This is a genomic window from Agrobacterium sp. ST15.16.055 (genome assembly GCF_027956555.1).
Classification (GTDB): domain Bacteria; phylum Pseudomonadota; class Alphaproteobacteria; order Rhizobiales; family Rhizobiaceae; genus Agrobacterium; species Agrobacterium salinitolerans.
Genome location: NZ_JAQKGN010000002.1, coordinates 39,970 through 56,101, shown reverse-complemented (window position 1 = coordinate 56,101; position 16,132 = coordinate 39,970). Strand labels below are relative to the sequence as shown.

Genomic DNA, 16,132 nt, shown 5'->3' with positions numbered 1-16,132 from the left:
CAGGAGGATAGACGCATTGGATCGCCTTGACCGTAAGATTTTGCGCATTCTGCAAGAGGATTCCACGCTGGCCGTTGCCGATCTGGCGAAAAAGGTCGGTCTTTCCACGACGCCCTGTTGGCGGCGTATCCAGAAGATGGAGGAAGACGGCGTCATCCGTCGGCGCGTGGCCTTGCTCGATCCGGTCAAGGTCAACACCAAGGTCACGGTATTTGTTTCCATCCGCACAGCCTCCCATTCCATTGAGTGGCTGAAGCGTTTCTCCGAGGTGGTTTCCGAGTTTCCGGAAGTCGTCGAATTTTACCGCATGAGCGGCGATGTCGATTATCTGCTGCGCGTGGTAGTGCCCGATATTGCGGCCTATGACGCCTTCTATAAGCGCATGATCGCCAAGATCGAAATTCGCGATGTCTCCTCCGCCTTCGCGATGGAGCAGATCAAATATACGACCGAGCTGCCGCTCGATTACATGCTGCTGGACAATCCAAAATCCGGCGAGGAGTGATCCGCCGCCAATCCGGTTTTGGAGCAATGCCCTTTCCGGTAGTCGGGGAGGGCATTTTTCGTTTTGCGGGTTTCGGTGACGGAAAATCGAATCTCTTCAAGCCGCTGGGTGGTCTTGATGAGATATTGATTCAGCAAAGAAGCAGACGTGGCGTTGAAACGAGCGTCCGCCGCTTGTTTCTTCTCCCCGGCGGAGAGAAGAAACATGCCGCGACGCTGCCTCAGCCTTTGAGCTTGGCGATAATCAGATGGCCGGGCGTCGGATTGCCGTCCTGCATGCGCACGTTGATGTCGGTCACTTCAACGACCTCGAAACCGGTCGCGGCCAGTCTTTCCCGAACATAGGTTTCCGCATGGGCGAAACGCTGGTGCGGGCCGACCATATAGGGACGTCCGGCCAGGGTATCTTCGGGCAGGGTTTCCGACGAGAAGATCAGCAGGCCACCGGCGTTGAGGTTTTCGGCGGCGCCGAAAAACAGTGGCTCCAGCGCGCCGAGATAGGGCAGCACATCGGTGGCAGTGATGATGTCGAAAGGTTCGTCGTCATTGTCTTCAAGAAAATCCTCGGCTTCGGCGACGTAGAGCGTCTCGTAGAGGTCTTTCTCGTGGGCGATTTCGACCATGTTTTCGGAAATGTCGATGCCGGTGATGTCGTCTGCCATATCGCGCAACGCTTCGCCGGTGAGGCCGGTGCCGCAGCCGAGATCGAGCAGGCGCTTGAAGGGACCGAGGTTCAGCGTCTGCAGCCGCTGGCGCACCATCATCGGCACGGCGTAACCGAGCTGCTCGACAAGAATGTCCTCGAAAGCTTCGGCGTGCTGGTCGAACAGGGTTTCGACATAGGCGTCAGGCGCTTTCGGCGGGGTTTCGCCCCGGCCCATGGCGGCGATGCGCACGGCCGCGCCGCCATGATCGTCCGGATCGATGGCCAGAACCTCTTCATAGGCCTTGACCGCCGCGTCCACATCGCCGGCTTTTTCAAGCGCGAGCGCACGGTTATAGGCCTCGGCAAGCGCCTCTTCGTCGATTTTCTGGTTCTTCGTCATCGTGCCTTATCCGTCAGCATCTTCAGTTGAGGTTTGCTGTAAGCCGCATCGGGGACGGGCGCAATGTTTATGTGGTGCGACGGCTCAGTGGATGATGAACTCCCCTTTGAGCGCGCGCCATTCCTGCGCCGAGATTACCTGCCGGTGCACGTAGCGGACGGAGTGCAGCGGTCCGTCGAGCTTTTCCTTCCAGAATTGGAGGAAGCCATGCATTTCGGGGAAGTCTGGGGCAAGATCATAGTCCTGCCAGACATAGGTCTGGAGAACCAGCGGATGATCCGGCAGGCGATAAAATATCTGGGCGGTGGTGAGGCCGTAGCCCCTCAGCATCATTTCCATGTCCTTGTTCATGACGGCGGTTCCCGTTTCCATGATTGCCGATCACAGCGTTGCCGCTGTATCGAATATGGGAACACGTCATGGTTAACCCAAGCTTGCCAAAGACATGGATACGTCACAAATTTGTTATATTTTTCAGAGTGTTGGCAGCCTCTCCTGATGAGTGCTGCCAACTTTGCGGCTAGCGCTTGAGGTGACGGGTCAGGCGTGCTTCCAGCCATGCCCAGACATGCCGCAGCGTTTCGACGATCGCCAGGTAGAAGATCGCGGCCCAGAGGTAGGCCTGATAGTCGAAGGTGCGGGAGAAGGCGTAACGGGTCTGGCCCATCAGGTCGAAGACCGTGACGATCGAGACCACGGCCGAACCCTTGATCATCAGGATGATCTCGTTGCCATAGGGACGCAGCGCCACGATGAGCGCCTGCGGCAGGATGATCTTGCGGAAAGTGACGAATTTCGACAGGCCGAGCGAGGCGGCGCCCTCATGCTGGCCGCGCGGTACGCTGCGGATCGCGCCGCGCAGGATTTCGGCCTGATAGGCGGCGGTGTTGAGTGTGAGCGACAACAGGCCGCAATACCAGGCCTCCCGGAAGAACCACCACAGGCCGACGGTTTCCAGCCCCTGGCGGAAACTGCCGAGGCCGTAATAGATCAGGAAAAGCTGCGCCAGTAGCGGCGTGCTGCGGAAGACATAGACATAGGCATAGGCCAGCGCGCCGACGATGCGGTTTTCCGACATGCGGCCGAAGGCGATCGGCACGGAAAGAATGGCGCCGAGAATGATCGAGCTGCCGACGAGGGTGATGGTGGTGATGAGACCGTCGATATAGCGCGGTCCGTAGCGCTGGAATTTGTCCCAGTCCCAGCCCTCGATCATGGCGAAGATCAGCGCGGCGGCGAGCAACAGCCAGAGCGTGATGACGGCGACGCCGACGATGCGCGAAATATTGAGCGGCTTGTCCGCGACGGCCGGTGCGGGGCGGGGCGGGATGAGTTCCTGAATATGGCTCATCTGCTCGCCTCCGACTTGCGCGACCAGCGATCGATGAAGCCTATGCCAATGGAGGATAGCAGCGCGAGGATGAGGTAGAGCAGGCAGGCGATGCTGTAGAAGAAGAAGGCTTCCTTGCTGACGCGGGCGGCGATGCCCGTCTGGCGAACGATATCGGCAAGGCCGATGATCGACACATAGGACGTGTCTTTGAGCAGGATGACCCAGAGATTGGTCATGCCGGGCAGGGCGATGCGGACAAGTTGCGGAATGATGATGAGCACCATTGTGCGGCCCCGCGAAAGCCCCAGCGCCGCACCCGCCTCATATTGTCCCTTCGGTATGGCCTTGAAGGCGGAGAGCAGCACTTCAGACGCATAGGACGAAAACACCACCGAGAGCGCCACCATACCGGCCACGAAGGCGTTGATCTCGATCGGACCGCTGAAACCGACATAACCGGCCACCGATTGCAGCAGCATCTGGACGCCGTAATAGACGATGAAGAGCGTCAGCAGTTCCGGCAGGCCGCGGAAGATGGTGGTGTAGATGCCGGCAGCCAGCCGCAGCGACTTTTCCTCCGATTGCGCGGCAAGCGCGATGAGGAAGCCGATCAGCAGCCCGACGGGCAGGGTGGCGAGCGCCAGCGAGATCGTGACCTTGACGCCGAAGGCGATTTCATCGCCCCAGCCCGCATCGCCGCAGGCGACCAGAGTGCCGTTTCCGAAAAGCGAGAAGAGACCGACCGGTCCGCAGAAGGGATCGAGAAGTGTCGAGACATAGGTCCAGAACGCACCTATGGCGGAAAATGCTCCGCTCATGCCAGTTTTCCCCTGCGGTCTTAAGCCGCCGTGATTGTTATAGTGACGTTTTCAAACAAAAATGGCGGAAGGGCAAGCCTTCCGCCACGAGATTTCAACAGATCGAACCGGCTTAATCGCCGTAAACGTCGAAATCGAAGTATTTTTTGTTGATCTCCTGATACTTGCCGCTGGCGCGGATACCGGCGATTGCGGCCGTGAACTTGTCGGCCAGCGCCGTGTCGCCCTTGCGCACGGCAATGCCTGCGCCATTGCCGTTGATCTCGGGATCGACCTTGAGCGGCGTCAGGATCTTGCAGCACTTGCCGGCGTCGGTCTTCAGCCACTCCGACAGCACGACGATATCGTCGATGACGGCGTCGATGCGGCCATTGGCGATGTCGAGCTTATATTCGTCGGCGGTCGGATACATCTTCACGTCGGCATCCGGGAAATGCTTTTCGGCATAGTTGGAGTGTGTGGTGGAACCCTGCGCGCCGAGCGACTTGCCCTTGAGATCGTCGATGGACTTGATCGGCGAATCCTTCGGCACGGCGATTGCCGGCGGGGTGTTGTAATATTTCTTGGAGAAATCGACCTTCTGGAGGCGTTCCGGCGTGATCGACATGGACGCGATGATGGCGTCGAACTTCTTGGCCTGAAGGGCAGGGATGATGCCGTCCCAGTCATTGGTTACGAAGGTGCATTCGGCCTTCATTTGTTCGCACAGCGCCTTGGCGATGTCGATGTCGAAGCCGGTCAGCGTGCCGTCGGCTTCGAGATTGTTGAAGGGCGGGTAGGCGCCTTCGGTGCCGATGACGATCTTGTCCTGCGCGAGGGCTGCGCCTGACAACAGCGAGATGGCGGCAATCGATACGGCTGCGAGCAGACGGGTGGAAATAGGCATTTCGATCCTCTCTGTTGGTCGTTCATCCGCAGTCTGTTGTTATTTTCAGTGCGGATGCCATGGGCGCTGGGCGCGGCAGAACGGAGCATACCGCCTGTGGCCTTCAGCGCGGATCAGATTATTCATCCGGTTGGTCAAAAAATGCAACTGCAATATTAGTGATCGCGTTTGCGCCGCAGAGCTTCCACGAAAAGGCCTTGATCTGTTCATTTCCGGTACAGAAGGCTTTGGTCATCATGGGAACCGGAGCGTGTGTAAGGCGTTGAACAGCGCCTGCGGCCAAGCCGGGCCCACGATGTCGCATAATTTGCGACCCATAAATGACGGCAGATGAGGAAGCACTGATGCTGAAGAAGAAAAACACATTGCTGACCGGGGTGGTTTTTCCGCTCATGTCTCTCGCGATTGCGGTTGAGCCAGCAGCCGCGGGCTTTGCCGGCGCAGCCCGCGCACAGGCGCCGATCTCCCAGACACTTCCCGGCCAGGTGATCCTGGCGCAGGCGGAACCGGCAGCGGAAAACCCCGAAGAAGAGCTACGCAAGAAGCGCCAGCAGGCAGAAGAGGCGCAGCCGCAGGCCGAGCCAAAACGCGAAGAACGCGCGCCTGAACCGCAGCGCGAACCGGAGCCCAAGCGTGAGGCGGCTCCCGCCGAACCTCGCCCTGAACCCAAACACGAAGCTCCACCCGAACCCAAGCGCGAAGCTGCGCCCGAGCCCCAGCAGCGCGAGGCCCGCCCGGAACCCGCGCCGGCACCCGCCGAACAGCCGCAGGAGCGTCCGCGCAAACCCGAACGTGCGCAGGAGCCGCAGGGCGAGGGCGAACAGCGCCCGGCACGCCAGCGGGAGGCAACACCGGAAGCAGCGCCTGCCGAACAGCAGCCGCAGGAACGTCCCCGCAAGCCTCAAAAAGCGGAACAGCCGGCCGGCGAAGGCGAGCAGCGCCCGGAACGTCCCCGCAAGGAGAAGGAGCCCGCGAAGGAACCCGCTGCCGAACAGCAGCCCGCCGCGCGTCCGGAAAATGCCGAGCAGCCCGCCAAGTCGCGCGAACCGGCACCCTCGAAGAAGCCGCAAGTAGAGGAAAAGGCCCCGGAACAGAAAGCTGAACCGGCTGAAAAACCCGTTCCGGAGAAAAAGCCCACAGCCCCCGAGCCCTCCGTGAAGGAAGCACCGGTTCCGACAGAAGCACCGACGCCCGCGCGTCCGCCGGCTCCCGAAGCACAGCCCAACCCTGCACCCGGCCGGCAGCCTTCCGAACAACCGCCGGTGAAGTCCGAACCCGCAGCGCCGCTTCCCGGTGCCCCGACGCCGCCGCCGAGCGGTGCAACGACCGGACAGGCCCCGGCTGGCGAAGCCGTGCCCAGTCAGGTCGCCGTTCCGCAGACGGAAGCACCGCCGACGACGAAGGAAGAACTTGATAAGGCCAAGGCAATCGCCAAGGACCCGTCCAAGACCACCGACACCGTCATCCTGCCGGTCGACAAGGGTGCTGCCGTTCTCGACAGCGACAAGGAAGTGGAACGCTCCGGCAACCGCCAGACCCGCGAGGAACGTCGTCGCGAGCGCGAGCAGGCCGGTGACGTCAAGGTCCCGACCTCCGATGCCGAGGCGCAGCGTGCCGGTGCCGCCGAAGGCAAGGCTCCGCCGCCGCCTGTCAAGCTGGAGGCGATCACCTCCCAGCAGGGCGAGCGCATCGACCGTCGTCCGCAATATGAGCGGCCGGACGGCGTGCGCGAATGGCAGCCGCGCGAAGGCCGCCCGCGCGACCGGGATATGGATGCGCCGATCATCCTGCAGTTCGGCGACCGTGTCGTGGTGCGTGGCGATGACAATCAGCGCTTCATCCGCGATGGTGGCGAGCCCTATTACGAGCGCTTGCCGGGCGGTCGCGTCCGCGAAACCGTGGAACGCCGTGACGGCACGCAGGTGGTGACGATCCGCAACCGTTACGGTGATGTGATGCAGCGCTCGCGCATCGACGATCGCGGTCGTGAATACGTATTGTTCTACGCACCGGAACTGATGGATGATCCCGATCGTGATTACGTCTATCGCGATCCCGGTCTCGACCTGCCGCCGATGCGCCTGCGCATCCCCGTGACGGACTACATCATCGACACGTCAAGCGATCCGGATCGCGATTATTATCGCTTCCTGGAGCAGCCGCCGGTCGAGCCTGTGGAGCGTGTCTACTCGCTGGATGAAGTGCGTTATTCGGCCCGTATCCGCGACAAGGTGCGCCGTATCGACCTCGATACGATCACTTTCGCCACTGGCAGCGCCGACATTCCGATGGCGCAGGCCCGTTCGCTGCGCAAGGTGGCCGACGCGATCAACAAGGCGCTGCAAAAGAACCCGGCGGAAACCTTCCTGATCGAAGGCCACACCGACGCGGTCGGTTCGGATGAAAGCAACCTCGTGCTTTCCGATGAACGCGCCGCCTCCGTCGCCAACGTGCTGAGCGATGTTTACGGCATCCCGCCGGAAAACCTCGCGACGCAGGGCTATGGTGAGCGTTACCTGAAGGTTCAGACGCTCGGCCCGGAACAGCAGAACCGCCGCGTGACCATCCGTCGTGTGACGCCGCTGGTGAAGCCGATCGCGCAGAACTGATTGGGTTCTGGAAGAAAAACGAAGGCCCGGAAGCGCAAGCTCTCCGGGCCTTTTGTTGTCGGTGACGGGTCTTTCCGGCAACTCGACGTCATCCTCGGGCTCGTCCCGAGGATCCAATCACGTCTCACTGGGAGAGGCGTCGCAGATGCTCGGGACAGGCCCGAGCATGACGGAGGGGAAGCTTGCGACCTCCCACTCCCGGGAAGTCAAAAGCGCGCGGCTCTTCTTTATTTTGACGAACCCTCTCTGCTGTCGAACGGAACGAAGAGGGCAGGTATGACCTCAGCTCAGCGCCACCGCAATCTCCGCAGCCAGCTGCGCATTGTTGCGCACCAGCGCGATATTGGTCTCAAGGCTCCTTCCATCCGTCAGGCGGAAGATATCGCCCAGCAGGTAAGGCGTGACCGCCTTGCCGGTAACTTCGTCGCGTTCGGCATGGGAGATGGCGCGGTTGATGTAGATCTCCATCTCCTCGCGCGGAATTTCGTCTTCTTCCGGCACGGGATTGGCCACCAGCATGCCACCATCGATGCCGAGCTGTTCGCGGGTCGCCTGGAAATTGGCGATTGCCGCGGGGCTGTTGAGCGAGAGTGGGCTGGCCAGGCCAGAGGAGCGCGACCAGAAAGCCGGGAATTCTTCGGAGCCGAAGGTAACGACAGGCACGCCGTTGGTTTCGAGAACCTCGAGTGTCTTCGGAATATCGAGGATCGCCTTGGCGCCGGCGCAGACGACGATAACGCCTGTCTTGGCAAGCTCGGTCAAGTCGGCGGAGATATCGAAGGTTTCTTCCGCGCCCTTGTGCACGCCGCCGATGCCACCGGTGGCGAAAACGCGGATTCCGGCGCGGGCGGCGGCGATCATGGTGGCGGCGACCGTGGTGGCACCCGTGCGGCGCTCGGCGATCGCGAAGGCGATATCGGCGCGCGACACCTTCATGGCGTCGGTGGTCTGCGCGAGCGCCTCGAGCTGGTCCTTCTCAAGGCCGATATGCAGCGTGCCGTGAATGACGGCGATGGTGGCCGGAACCGCACCCTGATCGCGGATGATCTGTTCGACGCTTTCCGCCATCTCGATATTGCCGGGATAGGGCATGCCGTGGGTGATGATGGTCGATTCGAGCGCGACGATCGGCGCGCCGCGCTGCTTGGCGGCGGCGACTTCCTGAGAATAGACGATGGGCAGGAGCGGGGAGATGGGGCGGGTCATTTCATCTGTTCCAGTTTTTAAAAGCGGTTCATGCCAGCATTTCGGCCTGGGGAACAAGCCCCAACATGGCCTCGACACTGTCTTTTGATAGGTCGTGGGAGGTGGCGAAGGGTGACTGCACGGTAATGGCCGCTGCCGCCGCCCCCTGTCTCAAGGCCTCCCTGATTGTTTTTCCCTCGGCAATGGCGGCGAGATAACCGGAGGCCATGGCATCGCCGGCGCCGGTGACGTCCTTCACTTCGCGGATGAGGGGCGGGTGGAGGATGGCTTTTTCCGTCCCGTTGAACGCCACGACTTCGCTTGCGCCGCGGGTGACGACGCCGCCGGAAAGCCCGGCCTTGCGCAGGATATCCGGCCAGTCACGAACATTTTCCGCCGTCTCGCCGGTGAGCGCGCGGGCTTCCGCTTCGTTCATGAAGAGGATGTCGATATCGCCGAGCGCCGCCTTCAGCTTCACAGCCTTGGCCGGCGAAATGGCTATGGCCGCCAGCGGCTTCTCACAGGTGCGGGCGATGAGGCCAAGCGCCGTCAGCGTATCCTCGGGCAGGTTGGCGTCGCAAAGCAGGATATCGCTCGTCCTTATTGCCTCGCGCACGGCGCGTATCTTGAGGCGGCGCGGGGTGAAGAGTTTGTAGAGATCCATATCGGCAAGCGCGATGACGAGGTTGCCATCGCGCTCCAGAATGGCCGTGTAGCTTGGCGTGCGCCGGTCGAGGAAGGTGAACGGCGTGTCTTCCACGCCCGCCTGACGTGCGGCCTCCGCCACCGCTTCGCCCGTCACGTCGCCGCCGCGCGGCGCGATAATGCGGACCTGAAAGCCGAGCCGGGAAAGATTGCGCGCGGCGTTGAAACCGCCGCCGCCCGCCTCTTCCATCCACGAGCCGGGGTTGCTGGCGCCCGGCGCCGTTTCAGTCTCGATCATGCCGCGTCTGTCGATATGCGCGCCGCCCAGAACGAGTATTTTCTTCACGCTTGCGTTTCCCTCTCTGGCGGATGGAAAGACCGGACGATTCGGCCTAAACTGACGTCTTCCTGACCTCGCCTCCGGTTTGCGGCAATGGGCCGCGCACAGAAAAACGAAAGCAGAACAAACGACTTATCACTATTTGTTTTCAATATGCTGGCTCAGCCTTGTGAAATGAGAACAAATAGAGTACATACCGTTTCCATACTGCTTCATTGCCTGTGCGGCTTCAATAACCTAAAGGTGGTTCGGATGGCACAAAATTCTTTGCGTCTCGTAGAGGATAAATCGGTGGATAAAAGCAAGGCACTGGAAGCGGCGCTCTCCCAGATCGAACGGTCGTTCGGCAAGGGATCGATCATGAAGCTCGGTTCCAATGAAAATGTGGTTGAAGTGGAAACCGTTTCGACGGGTTCGCTCAGCCTGGATATCGCGCTCGGCATCGGCGGTCTGCCGAAGGGGCGTATCATTGAAATTTATGGTCCGGAAAGCTCGGGTAAAACGACGCTGGCGCTGCAGACAATTGCGGAAGCGCAGAAGAAGGGCGGCATCTGCGCCTTCGTTGACGCCGAACATGCGCTCGATCCGGTCTATGCCCGCAAGCTTGGCGTTGATCTGCAGGGTCTTCTGATCTCGCAGCCAGATACGGGCGAGCAGGCTCTTGAGATCACCGATACGCTGGTGCGTTCCGGCGCGGTTGACGTGCTCGTGGTCGACTCCGTTGCGGCACTGACGCCGCGGGCGGAAATTGAAGGCGAGATGGGCGACAGCCTGCCGGGTCTTCAGGCTCGTCTGATGAGCCAGGCGCTGCGCAAGCTGACCGCTTCGATCTCCAAGTCGAAGTGCATGGTCATCTTCATCAACCAGATCCGTATGAAGATTGGCGTCATGTTCGGTTCGCCGGAAACGACGACCGGCGGTAACGCGCTCAAGTTCTACGCCTCGGTTCGCCTCGACATCCGCCGTATCGGCGCCGTCAAGGAGCGCGAAGAGGTTGTCGGCAACCAGACCCGCGTCAAGGTCGTCAAGAACAAGATGGCGCCGCCCTTCAAGCAGGTGGAATTCGACATCATGTATGGCGAAGGCGTTTCCAAGACCGGTGAACTTGTCGATCTCGGCGTGAAGGCCGGCATCGTCGAAAAGTCTGGTGCCTGGTTCTCCTATAACAGCCAGCGTCTCGGGCAGGGGCGTGAAAATGCCAAGACCTTCCTGCGCGACAATCCGGATACGGCCAATGAGATCGAACTGGCGCTGCGCCAGAATGCCGGTCTGATCGCTGACCGGTTCCTGCAGAATGGTGGTCCGGATGCCGGCGACAGCGATGGTGACGGTGACGAAGGCTGATATGCAAGAAGGCCAGGACATCGACCGTCTGGCCGCTTTGCTGAAATGAGCTGATTGAAATGAATTGGGCCGTGTGATTTCCCGTCGCATGGTCCTTTTTCTTTGTCGGTGCGCCTTCACCGGTCTCCATGGCTGGACAGGGCTGGATACGGACGATAAAAGCCAGTGATTTTGCAATATGGCCATCGTTACCGGTGGCGGTGATGGACTCCAGCTGTGAGCGGTGTGTGGGCATGAGCGGTGTAAATGAAATTCGGTCGACCTTCCTCGACTACTTCAAGAAGAACGGACACGAGATTGTGCCCTCCAGCCCGCTGGTGCCGCGCAACGATCCGACGCTGATGTTCACCAATGCCGGCATGGTGCAGTTCAAGAACGTCTTCACCGGTCTCGAAAGCCGTCCCTATTCCACGGCCGCATCCGCGCAGAAATGCGTGCGCGCTGGCGGCAAGCATAATGACCTCGACAATGTCGGTTATACCGCCCGTCACCACACGTTTTTCGAAATGCTCGGCAATTTCTCCTTTGGCGATTATTTCAAGGAAGAGGCGATCACGCACGCCTGGAACCTGATCACCAGGGAATTCGGCATCGACCGCAACCGTCTGCTGGTCACGGTCTATCACACCGACGACGAGGCCTTTAACCTCTGGAAGAAGATCGCCGGTTTCTCCGACGACCGCATCATCCGTATCCCGACCAGCGACAATTTTTGGGCGATGGGCGATACCGGCCCCTGCGGTCCCTGTTCCGAAATCTTCTACGACCACGGCGATCATATCTGGGGCGGCCCGCCCGGCTCTCCGGAAGAGGATGGCGACCGGTTCATCGAAATCTGGAACCTCGTCTTCATGCAATATGAGCAGGTGACGAAGGAAGAGCGCATCGACCTGCCGCGTCCGTCGATCGATACCGGCATGGGTCTGGAACGCATTTCTGCGCTGCTGCAGGGCAAGCATGACAATTACGATACGGACCTGTTCCGCGCGCTGATCGCCGCTTCCGTCGAAGCGACAGGTGTTCCGGCTGAAGGCGAAAAGCGCGCTAGCCACCGGGTCATCGCCGACCATCTGCGCTCGTCCGCCTTCCTCATTGCCGATGGCGTCCTGCCGTCCAATGAAGGGCGCGGTTATGTTCTGCGCCGTATCATGCGCCGCGCCATGCGCCATGCCGAACTTCTCGGCGCGCGCGAGCCGCTGATCTACAGGCTGCTGCCGTCGCTGGTGCAGCAGATGGGCCGCGCCTACCCGGAACTGGTTCGCGCCGAGGCGCTGATCTCCGAAACGCTGAAGCTTGAGGAAACCCGTTTCCGCAAGACGCTGGAGCGCGGCCTGTCGCTGCTGTCCGATGCCACTTCGACGTTGCACAAGGGCGACATGCTGGATGGCGAGACCGCCTTCAAGCTCTATGACACCTACGGCTTCCCGCTCGATCTGACGCAGGACGCGTTGCGCGCCCGCGAAATCGGCGTCGATATTTCCGGCTTCACGGATGCGATGGAGCGTCAGAAGGCGGAAGCCCGCTCGCATTGGGCCGGTTCCGGCGACAAGGCCACCGAAACGATCTGGTTCGAGCTCAAGGAAAAGCTCGGCGCCACCGAGTTTCTCGGTTACGACACGGAAACGGCAGAGGGCGTTGTGCAGGCGATCGTCAAGGACGGCAAGGCTGTCGAAAGCGCTGCGGATGGTGAGGCCGTTCAGGTCGTCGTCAACCAGACGCCGTTTTATGGCGAGTCCGGCGGCCAGATGGGCGATACCGGCGTTATCACCGGCGATAATGGTGCCTTTGCCGTTTCCGATACCCAGAAGCGGGGCGAAGGCCTCTTCGTCCACATGGGCACCGTTTCCAACGGTGGTCTGAAAGTGGGCGACGCCGTTCAGCTGACGGTCGATCATGATCGCCGCTCGCGCTTGCGTGCCAACCATTCCGCCACGCACCTGCTGCATGAGGCGCTGCGCGAAGTGCTCGGCACCCATGTCGCGCAGAAGGGGTCGCTGGTCGCGCCCGAGCGCCTGCGCTTTGACGTCTCGCATCCGAAGCCGATGTCGGCCGAGGAGTTGAAGGTCGTCGAAGAAATGGCCAACGAAATCGTGTTGCAGAACTCGCCAGTCGTCACCCGTCTGATGAGCGTCGATGACGCCATTGCCGAGGGCGCTATGGCGTTGTTCGGCGAGAAATACGGTGATGAAGTTCGTGTCGTTTCGATGGGCACTGGCCTGCATGGCGCAAAAGCCAACCGTCCTTATTCGGTCGAACTCTGCGGCGGTACGCATGTGGGCGCGACCGGCCAGATCGGTCTCATCCGCATCCTCGGTGAAAGCGCCGTCGGTGCTGGCGTTCGTCGTCTCGAGGCTGTCACGGGGCAGGGCGCGCTTGCCTATCTTTCTGAACAGGATGAGCGAGTGAAGGCGCTGGCCTCATCGCTGAAAGTTCAGCCGGGCGATGTTCTGTCGCGCGTTGAAGGCCTGCTGGACGAGCGCAAGAAGCTTGAGCGTGAGCTTGCCGATGCCCGCCGCAAACTCGCCATGGGCGGCGGCTCGGCGGATGCCGGCGCAAGCGACGTCAAGCAGGTCGCGGGCGTCAACTTCCTGGCAAAATCCATGTCCGGCATCGATGCCAAGGATTTGAAGGGTCTCGCCGATGAGGCCAAGGCTAATCTCGGCTCCGGCGTCGTGCTGCTGATTGCCGTTTCCGAAGACGGCAAGGCAAGTGCTGTTGCGGCCGTGACCGAAGATCTGACGGGCCGTTTCAGCGCCGTCGATATCGTCCGCACCGCTTCGGCAGCGCTTGGCGGCAAGGGTGGCGGCGGACGCCCGGATATGGCGCAAGCCGGCGGCCCTGACGGCGCCAAGGCGCAAGATGCCATCGAAGCGGTGGCGGCGGCACTGGCTGCCTGATGCGAGAAAATTGAAGAGGGCGGGGCTTTTACCCCGCCTTTTTAATTACGGTTTCAAGCCGTCCGGCGCACAATAGTGGCCTATGCGGGCTTTCCCGTCTTATCCCGTCGCCTGCAAGTCCTTCGCTGCCTCTTCGTCAAGCTGGGCGGCGCGCTTGAAGGCCGGTCGGTCAGTGAGATGCGCCATGTATTCCAGAAAGGCCGGGCGTTTTTCGATCGTGCCGAAATGCAGCCCCCAACCGATATGCGCGCCGACATAGACATCCGCGGCGGTAAAGAGATCGCCGGCGATGAAGCGGTTTTCACTGACCGCGCGTTCGAGCGTATTCATCACATCCGCATAGCTGCCGCAGCCGGCCATGCGCAACTTCTCCTTGGACACTTCAAAACCCATGGCCTTCATGCTTGCCGCCATTTCGAGGGGGCCGGCGGCGAAAAACATCCAGCGGTAATAAAGGCCGCGCGCCTTCGGCGTCGGGGCAAGGTTTGCGCCCGGAAAGGCGTCAGCCAGATAAGCGCAGATCGCCGCCGCCTCGGTGACGATGGTATCGCCGTGCTTGATCGCCGGCACCTTCGCCATCGGGTTTATCAGCCGGTAGGCGGGCGATTTCATCGAGGTTTCGAAACCAAGTATTTCGGTCTTATAGGGAACGCCCACTTCCTCGAGCATCCATCGCGCAATGCGCCCGCGCGACATGGGATTGGTGTAGAAGATCAGTTCACTCATGCTTTTGCCTCCCCAAGCAAAATCGTCGAAGCATCGTGTAAAACCCAACAGAATTTCATGCCTGCGCTTCGCATTTTATGTCCGCAACATCCCTCGCATGTTCCCTGGGGTCGCATGGATGTTACGGTGAATGGTTGACTGTGCCGGGCAAGTTATGTGCAAGTAGATGCTGTTTATCTTAGTTTTATTGTTGTGCTGGCCCTAAGCACGCGGAATCAAATTTTGCGCCTAGTGCAACGGCTAATCAAGGTGCCGTGAACAAAAAAGAAACCTGGTATTGCGCCGGACTTCTTTCTCCTATTTCGGCGCCTCTGGCACTCGATGATGTTTGTTCGCTATCTAGTTGTCCATTTCGTTTCTACTGGACTGACGTTTCTTCTATACCGTGCAAATAAAAAACCCGGCGCTGAGGCCGGGTTTTGAAGTCTCGGGGAAAGCAGGCTTAAACCGCCATCGCCTTCTTGAGGTTTTCGTCGATCTTGTCGAGGAAAGCGGTGGTGGAGAGCCAGGGCTGGTCCGGTCCGATGAGCAGCGCCAGATCCTTGGTCATGAAGCCGCTTTCGACGGTATCGACGCAGACGGTTTCGAGCGTTGCCGCGAACTTTGCCAGTTCCGCATTGTCGTCCAGCTTGGCGCGGTGGGCGAGGCCACGGGTCCAGGCGAAGATCGAAGCGATCGAGTTGGTGGAGGTTTCCTGACCCTTCTGGTGCTGGCGGTAGTGGCGCGTGACCGTGCCGTGCGCAGCTTCGGCTTCGACCGTGCGGCCATCGGGCGACAGCAGAACCGAGGTCATCAGGCCGAGCGAGCCGAAGCCCTGCGCGACCGTGTCGGACTGAACGTCGCCGTCATAGTTCTTGCAGGCCCAGATGTAGCCGCCGGACCACTTCAGCGCGGAAGCGACCATGTCGTCGATGAGGCGGTGCTCATAGGTGATGCCGGCTTCGTCGAACTGCGCCTTGAACTCGGTCTGGTACACTTCCTCGAAGATATCCTTGAAGCGGCCGTCATAGGCCTTGAGGATGGTGTTCTTCGTGGAGAGGTAAACCGGCCACTTGCGCATCAGGCCATAGTTCATGGAGGCGCGGGCGAATTCGCGGATGGATTCGTCGAGGTTGTACATGGCAAGCGCCACGCCGGCGCTCGGGGCGTCGAAGACGTCTTTTTCGATGACCTGGCCGTCTTCACCGACGAACTTGATCGTCAGCTTGCCCTTGCCGGGGAACTTGAAGTCGGTTGCCTTGTACTGGTCGCCGAAAGCGTGACGGCCGACGACGATCGGCTTCGTCCAGCCGGGAACGAGGCGCGGAACGTTCTTGCAGATGATCGGCTCGCGGAAGATGACGCCGCCCAGAATGTTGCGGATGGTGCCGTTCGGGCTCTTCCACATCTGCTTCAGGCCGAATTCCTCGACGCGCTGCTCATCGGGGGTGATGGTGGCGCATTTGATGCCGACGCCATGCTTCTTGATGGCGTGTGCCGCATCAACGGTGATCTGGTCGTTGGTGGCGTCGCGGTTTTCAACCGAGAGATCGTAATATTCGATGTCGAGATCGAGGTAAGGCAGGATCAGCTTGTCCTTGATCAGCTGCCAGATGATACGGGTCATTTCGTCGCCGTCGAGATCGACGACCGGATTGGCTACCTTGATCTTTGCCATGAATTCCTCACCTTCGAAGCTGTGGCGCCGGATGGCGCCGGTATCCGGAAAAATATCCGGTGCGGCTATAGCATCGCGCGCGCCTGAGGCAAAGCCATGGGGGGCGCTTTTTTGGCGCAGCGCAATAACGCTTTACGCATTG

Annotated in this window: 14 protein-coding genes; 4 read left to right on the top strand and 10 right to left on the bottom strand. The window is 60.6% G+C overall.

Annotated elements, in window-relative coordinates:
* Nucleotides 1–16 precede the first annotated feature (16 nt).
* Nucleotides 17–505, top strand: coding sequence for an Lrp/AsnC family transcriptional regulator (locus tag PL599_RS03280; RefSeq protein WP_003507846.1), 489 nt, complete (start codon nt 17–19; stop codon nt 503–505).
* On the opposite strand, the gene PL599_RS03275 is transcribed toward PL599_RS03280, so the two are convergent.
* The 6 genes from PL599_RS03275 to PL599_RS03250 form a co-directional block, all read right to left on the bottom strand.
* Nucleotides 466–711 (bottom strand): hypothetical protein, encoded by a 246-nt coding sequence (locus PL599_RS03275; protein ID WP_269825055.1) that lies wholly within the window; start codon nt 709–711, stop codon nt 466–468. The genes PL599_RS03280 and PL599_RS03275 overlap by 40 nt on opposite strands.
* Nucleotides 712–725: 14 nt before the next feature.
* Nucleotides 726–1,550 (bottom strand): class I SAM-dependent DNA methyltransferase, encoded by an 825-nt coding sequence (locus PL599_RS03270; RefSeq protein WP_077983804.1) that lies wholly within the window; start codon nt 1,548–1,550, stop codon nt 726–728.
* Between the two features lie 84 nt (nt 1,551–1,634).
* The gene (locus PL599_RS03265) at nt 1,635–1,901 is read right to left on the bottom strand and encodes an usg protein (RefSeq protein WP_077983841.1); all 267 of its coding nucleotides are present in this window, start codon (nt 1,899–1,901) and stop codon (nt 1,635–1,637) included.
* A gap of 169 nt (nt 1,902–2,070) precedes the next feature.
* Nucleotides 2,071–2,901, bottom strand: a complete 831-nt coding sequence (locus PL599_RS03260; protein WP_142911477.1) for an ABC transporter permease — start codon at nt 2,899–2,901, stop codon at nt 2,071–2,073.
* A complete protein-coding gene (locus PL599_RS03255) occupies nt 2,898–3,701 on the bottom strand; it encodes an ABC transporter permease (RefSeq protein WP_269825056.1) in 804 nt (267 codons plus the stop codon). Before PL599_RS03255 ends, PL599_RS03260 begins: the two co-directional genes overlap by 4 nt.
* Nucleotides 3,702–3,813: 112 nt before the next feature.
* The gene (locus PL599_RS03250; protein WP_006314058.1) at nt 3,814–4,587 is read right to left on the bottom strand and encodes an ABC transporter substrate-binding protein; all 774 of its coding nucleotides are present in this window, start codon (nt 4,585–4,587) and stop codon (nt 3,814–3,816) included.
* Nucleotides 4,588–4,931: 344 nt separating this feature from the next.
* On the opposite strand from PL599_RS03250, the gene PL599_RS03245 reads away from it, so the two are divergent.
* On the top strand, nt 4,932–7,196 hold the full coding sequence (locus PL599_RS03245; RefSeq protein ID WP_269825057.1) for an OmpA family protein: 2,265 nt from the start codon (nt 4,932–4,934) through the stop codon (nt 7,194–7,196).
* A 282-nt stretch (nt 7,197–7,478) separates the two neighbouring features.
* On the opposite strand, the gene PL599_RS03240 is transcribed toward PL599_RS03245, so the two are convergent.
* Both PL599_RS03240 and PL599_RS03235 read right to left on the bottom strand, forming a co-directional pair.
* Nucleotides 7,479–8,402, bottom strand: coding sequence for a pseudouridine-5'-phosphate glycosidase (locus PL599_RS03240; protein ID WP_006314061.1), 924 nt, complete (start codon nt 8,400–8,402; stop codon nt 7,479–7,481).
* A 28-nt stretch (nt 8,403–8,430) separates the two neighbouring features.
* On the bottom strand, nt 8,431–9,372 hold the full coding sequence (locus PL599_RS03235; RefSeq protein WP_269825058.1) for a carbohydrate kinase family protein: 942 nt from the start codon (nt 9,370–9,372) through the stop codon (nt 8,431–8,433).
* Nucleotides 9,373–9,618: 246 nt separating this feature from the next.
* Here PL599_RS03235 and recA point away from each other — a divergent pair, with 246 nt between their 5' ends.
* The gene (recA, locus tag PL599_RS03230) at nt 9,619–10,710 is read left to right on the top strand and encodes a recombinase RecA (RefSeq protein WP_269825059.1); all 1,092 of its coding nucleotides are present in this window, start codon (nt 9,619–9,621) and stop codon (nt 10,708–10,710) included.
* Nucleotides 10,711–10,943: 233 nt separating this feature from the next.
* Nucleotides 10,944–13,607, top strand: coding sequence for an alanine--tRNA ligase (alaS, locus tag PL599_RS03225; protein WP_269825060.1), 2,664 nt, complete (start codon nt 10,944–10,946; stop codon nt 13,605–13,607).
* A 99-nt stretch (nt 13,608–13,706) separates the two neighbouring features.
* On the opposite strand, the gene PL599_RS03220 is transcribed toward alaS, so the two are convergent.
* Entirely contained in the window at nt 13,707–14,333 is a 627-nt protein-coding gene (locus PL599_RS03220; protein ID WP_269825061.1) for a glutathione S-transferase family protein, read from the bottom strand.
* A 442-nt stretch (nt 14,334–14,775) separates the two neighbouring features.
* Nucleotides 14,776–15,990 (bottom strand): NADP-dependent isocitrate dehydrogenase, encoded by a 1,215-nt coding sequence (locus tag PL599_RS03215; RefSeq protein WP_271358798.1) that lies wholly within the window; start codon nt 15,988–15,990, stop codon nt 14,776–14,778.
* Between the last annotated feature and the right edge of the window lie 142 nt (nt 15,991–16,132).

What these genes read in the sequence shown, in the direction of transcription:
- PL599_RS03275 (WP_269825055.1), bottom strand. Translation starts at nt 711, where the DNA reads ATGTTTCTTCTCTCCGCCGGGGAGAAGAAACAAGCGGCGGACGCTCGT.
- PL599_RS03270 (WP_077983804.1), bottom strand. Translation starts at nt 1,550, where the DNA reads ATGACGAAGAACCAGAAAATCGACGAAGAGGCGCTTGCCGAGGCCTAT.
- PL599_RS03265 (WP_077983841.1), bottom strand. Translation starts at nt 1,901, where the DNA reads ATGAACAAGGACATGGAAATGATGCTGAGGGGCTACGGCCTCACCACC.
- PL599_RS03260 (WP_142911477.1), bottom strand. Translation starts at nt 2,901, where the DNA reads ATGAGCCATATTCAGGAACTCATCCCGCCCCGCCCCGCACCGGCCGTC.
- PL599_RS03255 (WP_269825056.1), bottom strand. Translation starts at nt 3,701, where the DNA reads ATGAGCGGAGCATTTTCCGCCATAGGTGCGTTCTGGACCTATGTCTCG.
- PL599_RS03250 (WP_006314058.1), bottom strand. Translation starts at nt 4,587, where the DNA reads ATGCCTATTTCCACCCGTCTGCTCGCAGCCGTATCGATTGCCGCCATC.
- PL599_RS03245 (WP_269825057.1), top strand. Translation starts at nt 4,932, where the DNA reads ATGCTGAAGAAGAAAAACACATTGCTGACCGGGGTGGTTTTTCCGCTC.
- PL599_RS03240 (WP_006314061.1), bottom strand. Translation starts at nt 8,402, where the DNA reads ATGACCCGCCCCATCTCCCCGCTCCTGCCCATCGTCTATTCTCAGGAA.
- recA (WP_269825059.1), top strand. Translation starts at nt 9,619, where the DNA reads ATGGCACAAAATTCTTTGCGTCTCGTAGAGGATAAATCGGTGGATAAA.
- alaS (WP_269825060.1), top strand. Translation starts at nt 10,944, where the DNA reads ATGAGCGGTGTAAATGAAATTCGGTCGACCTTCCTCGACTACTTCAAG.
- PL599_RS03220 (WP_269825061.1), bottom strand. Translation starts at nt 14,333, where the DNA reads ATGAGTGAACTGATCTTCTACACCAATCCCATGTCGCGCGGGCGCATT.
- PL599_RS03215 (WP_271358798.1), bottom strand. Translation starts at nt 15,990, where the DNA reads ATGGCAAAGATCAAGGTAGCCAATCCGGTCGTCGATCTCGACGGCGAC.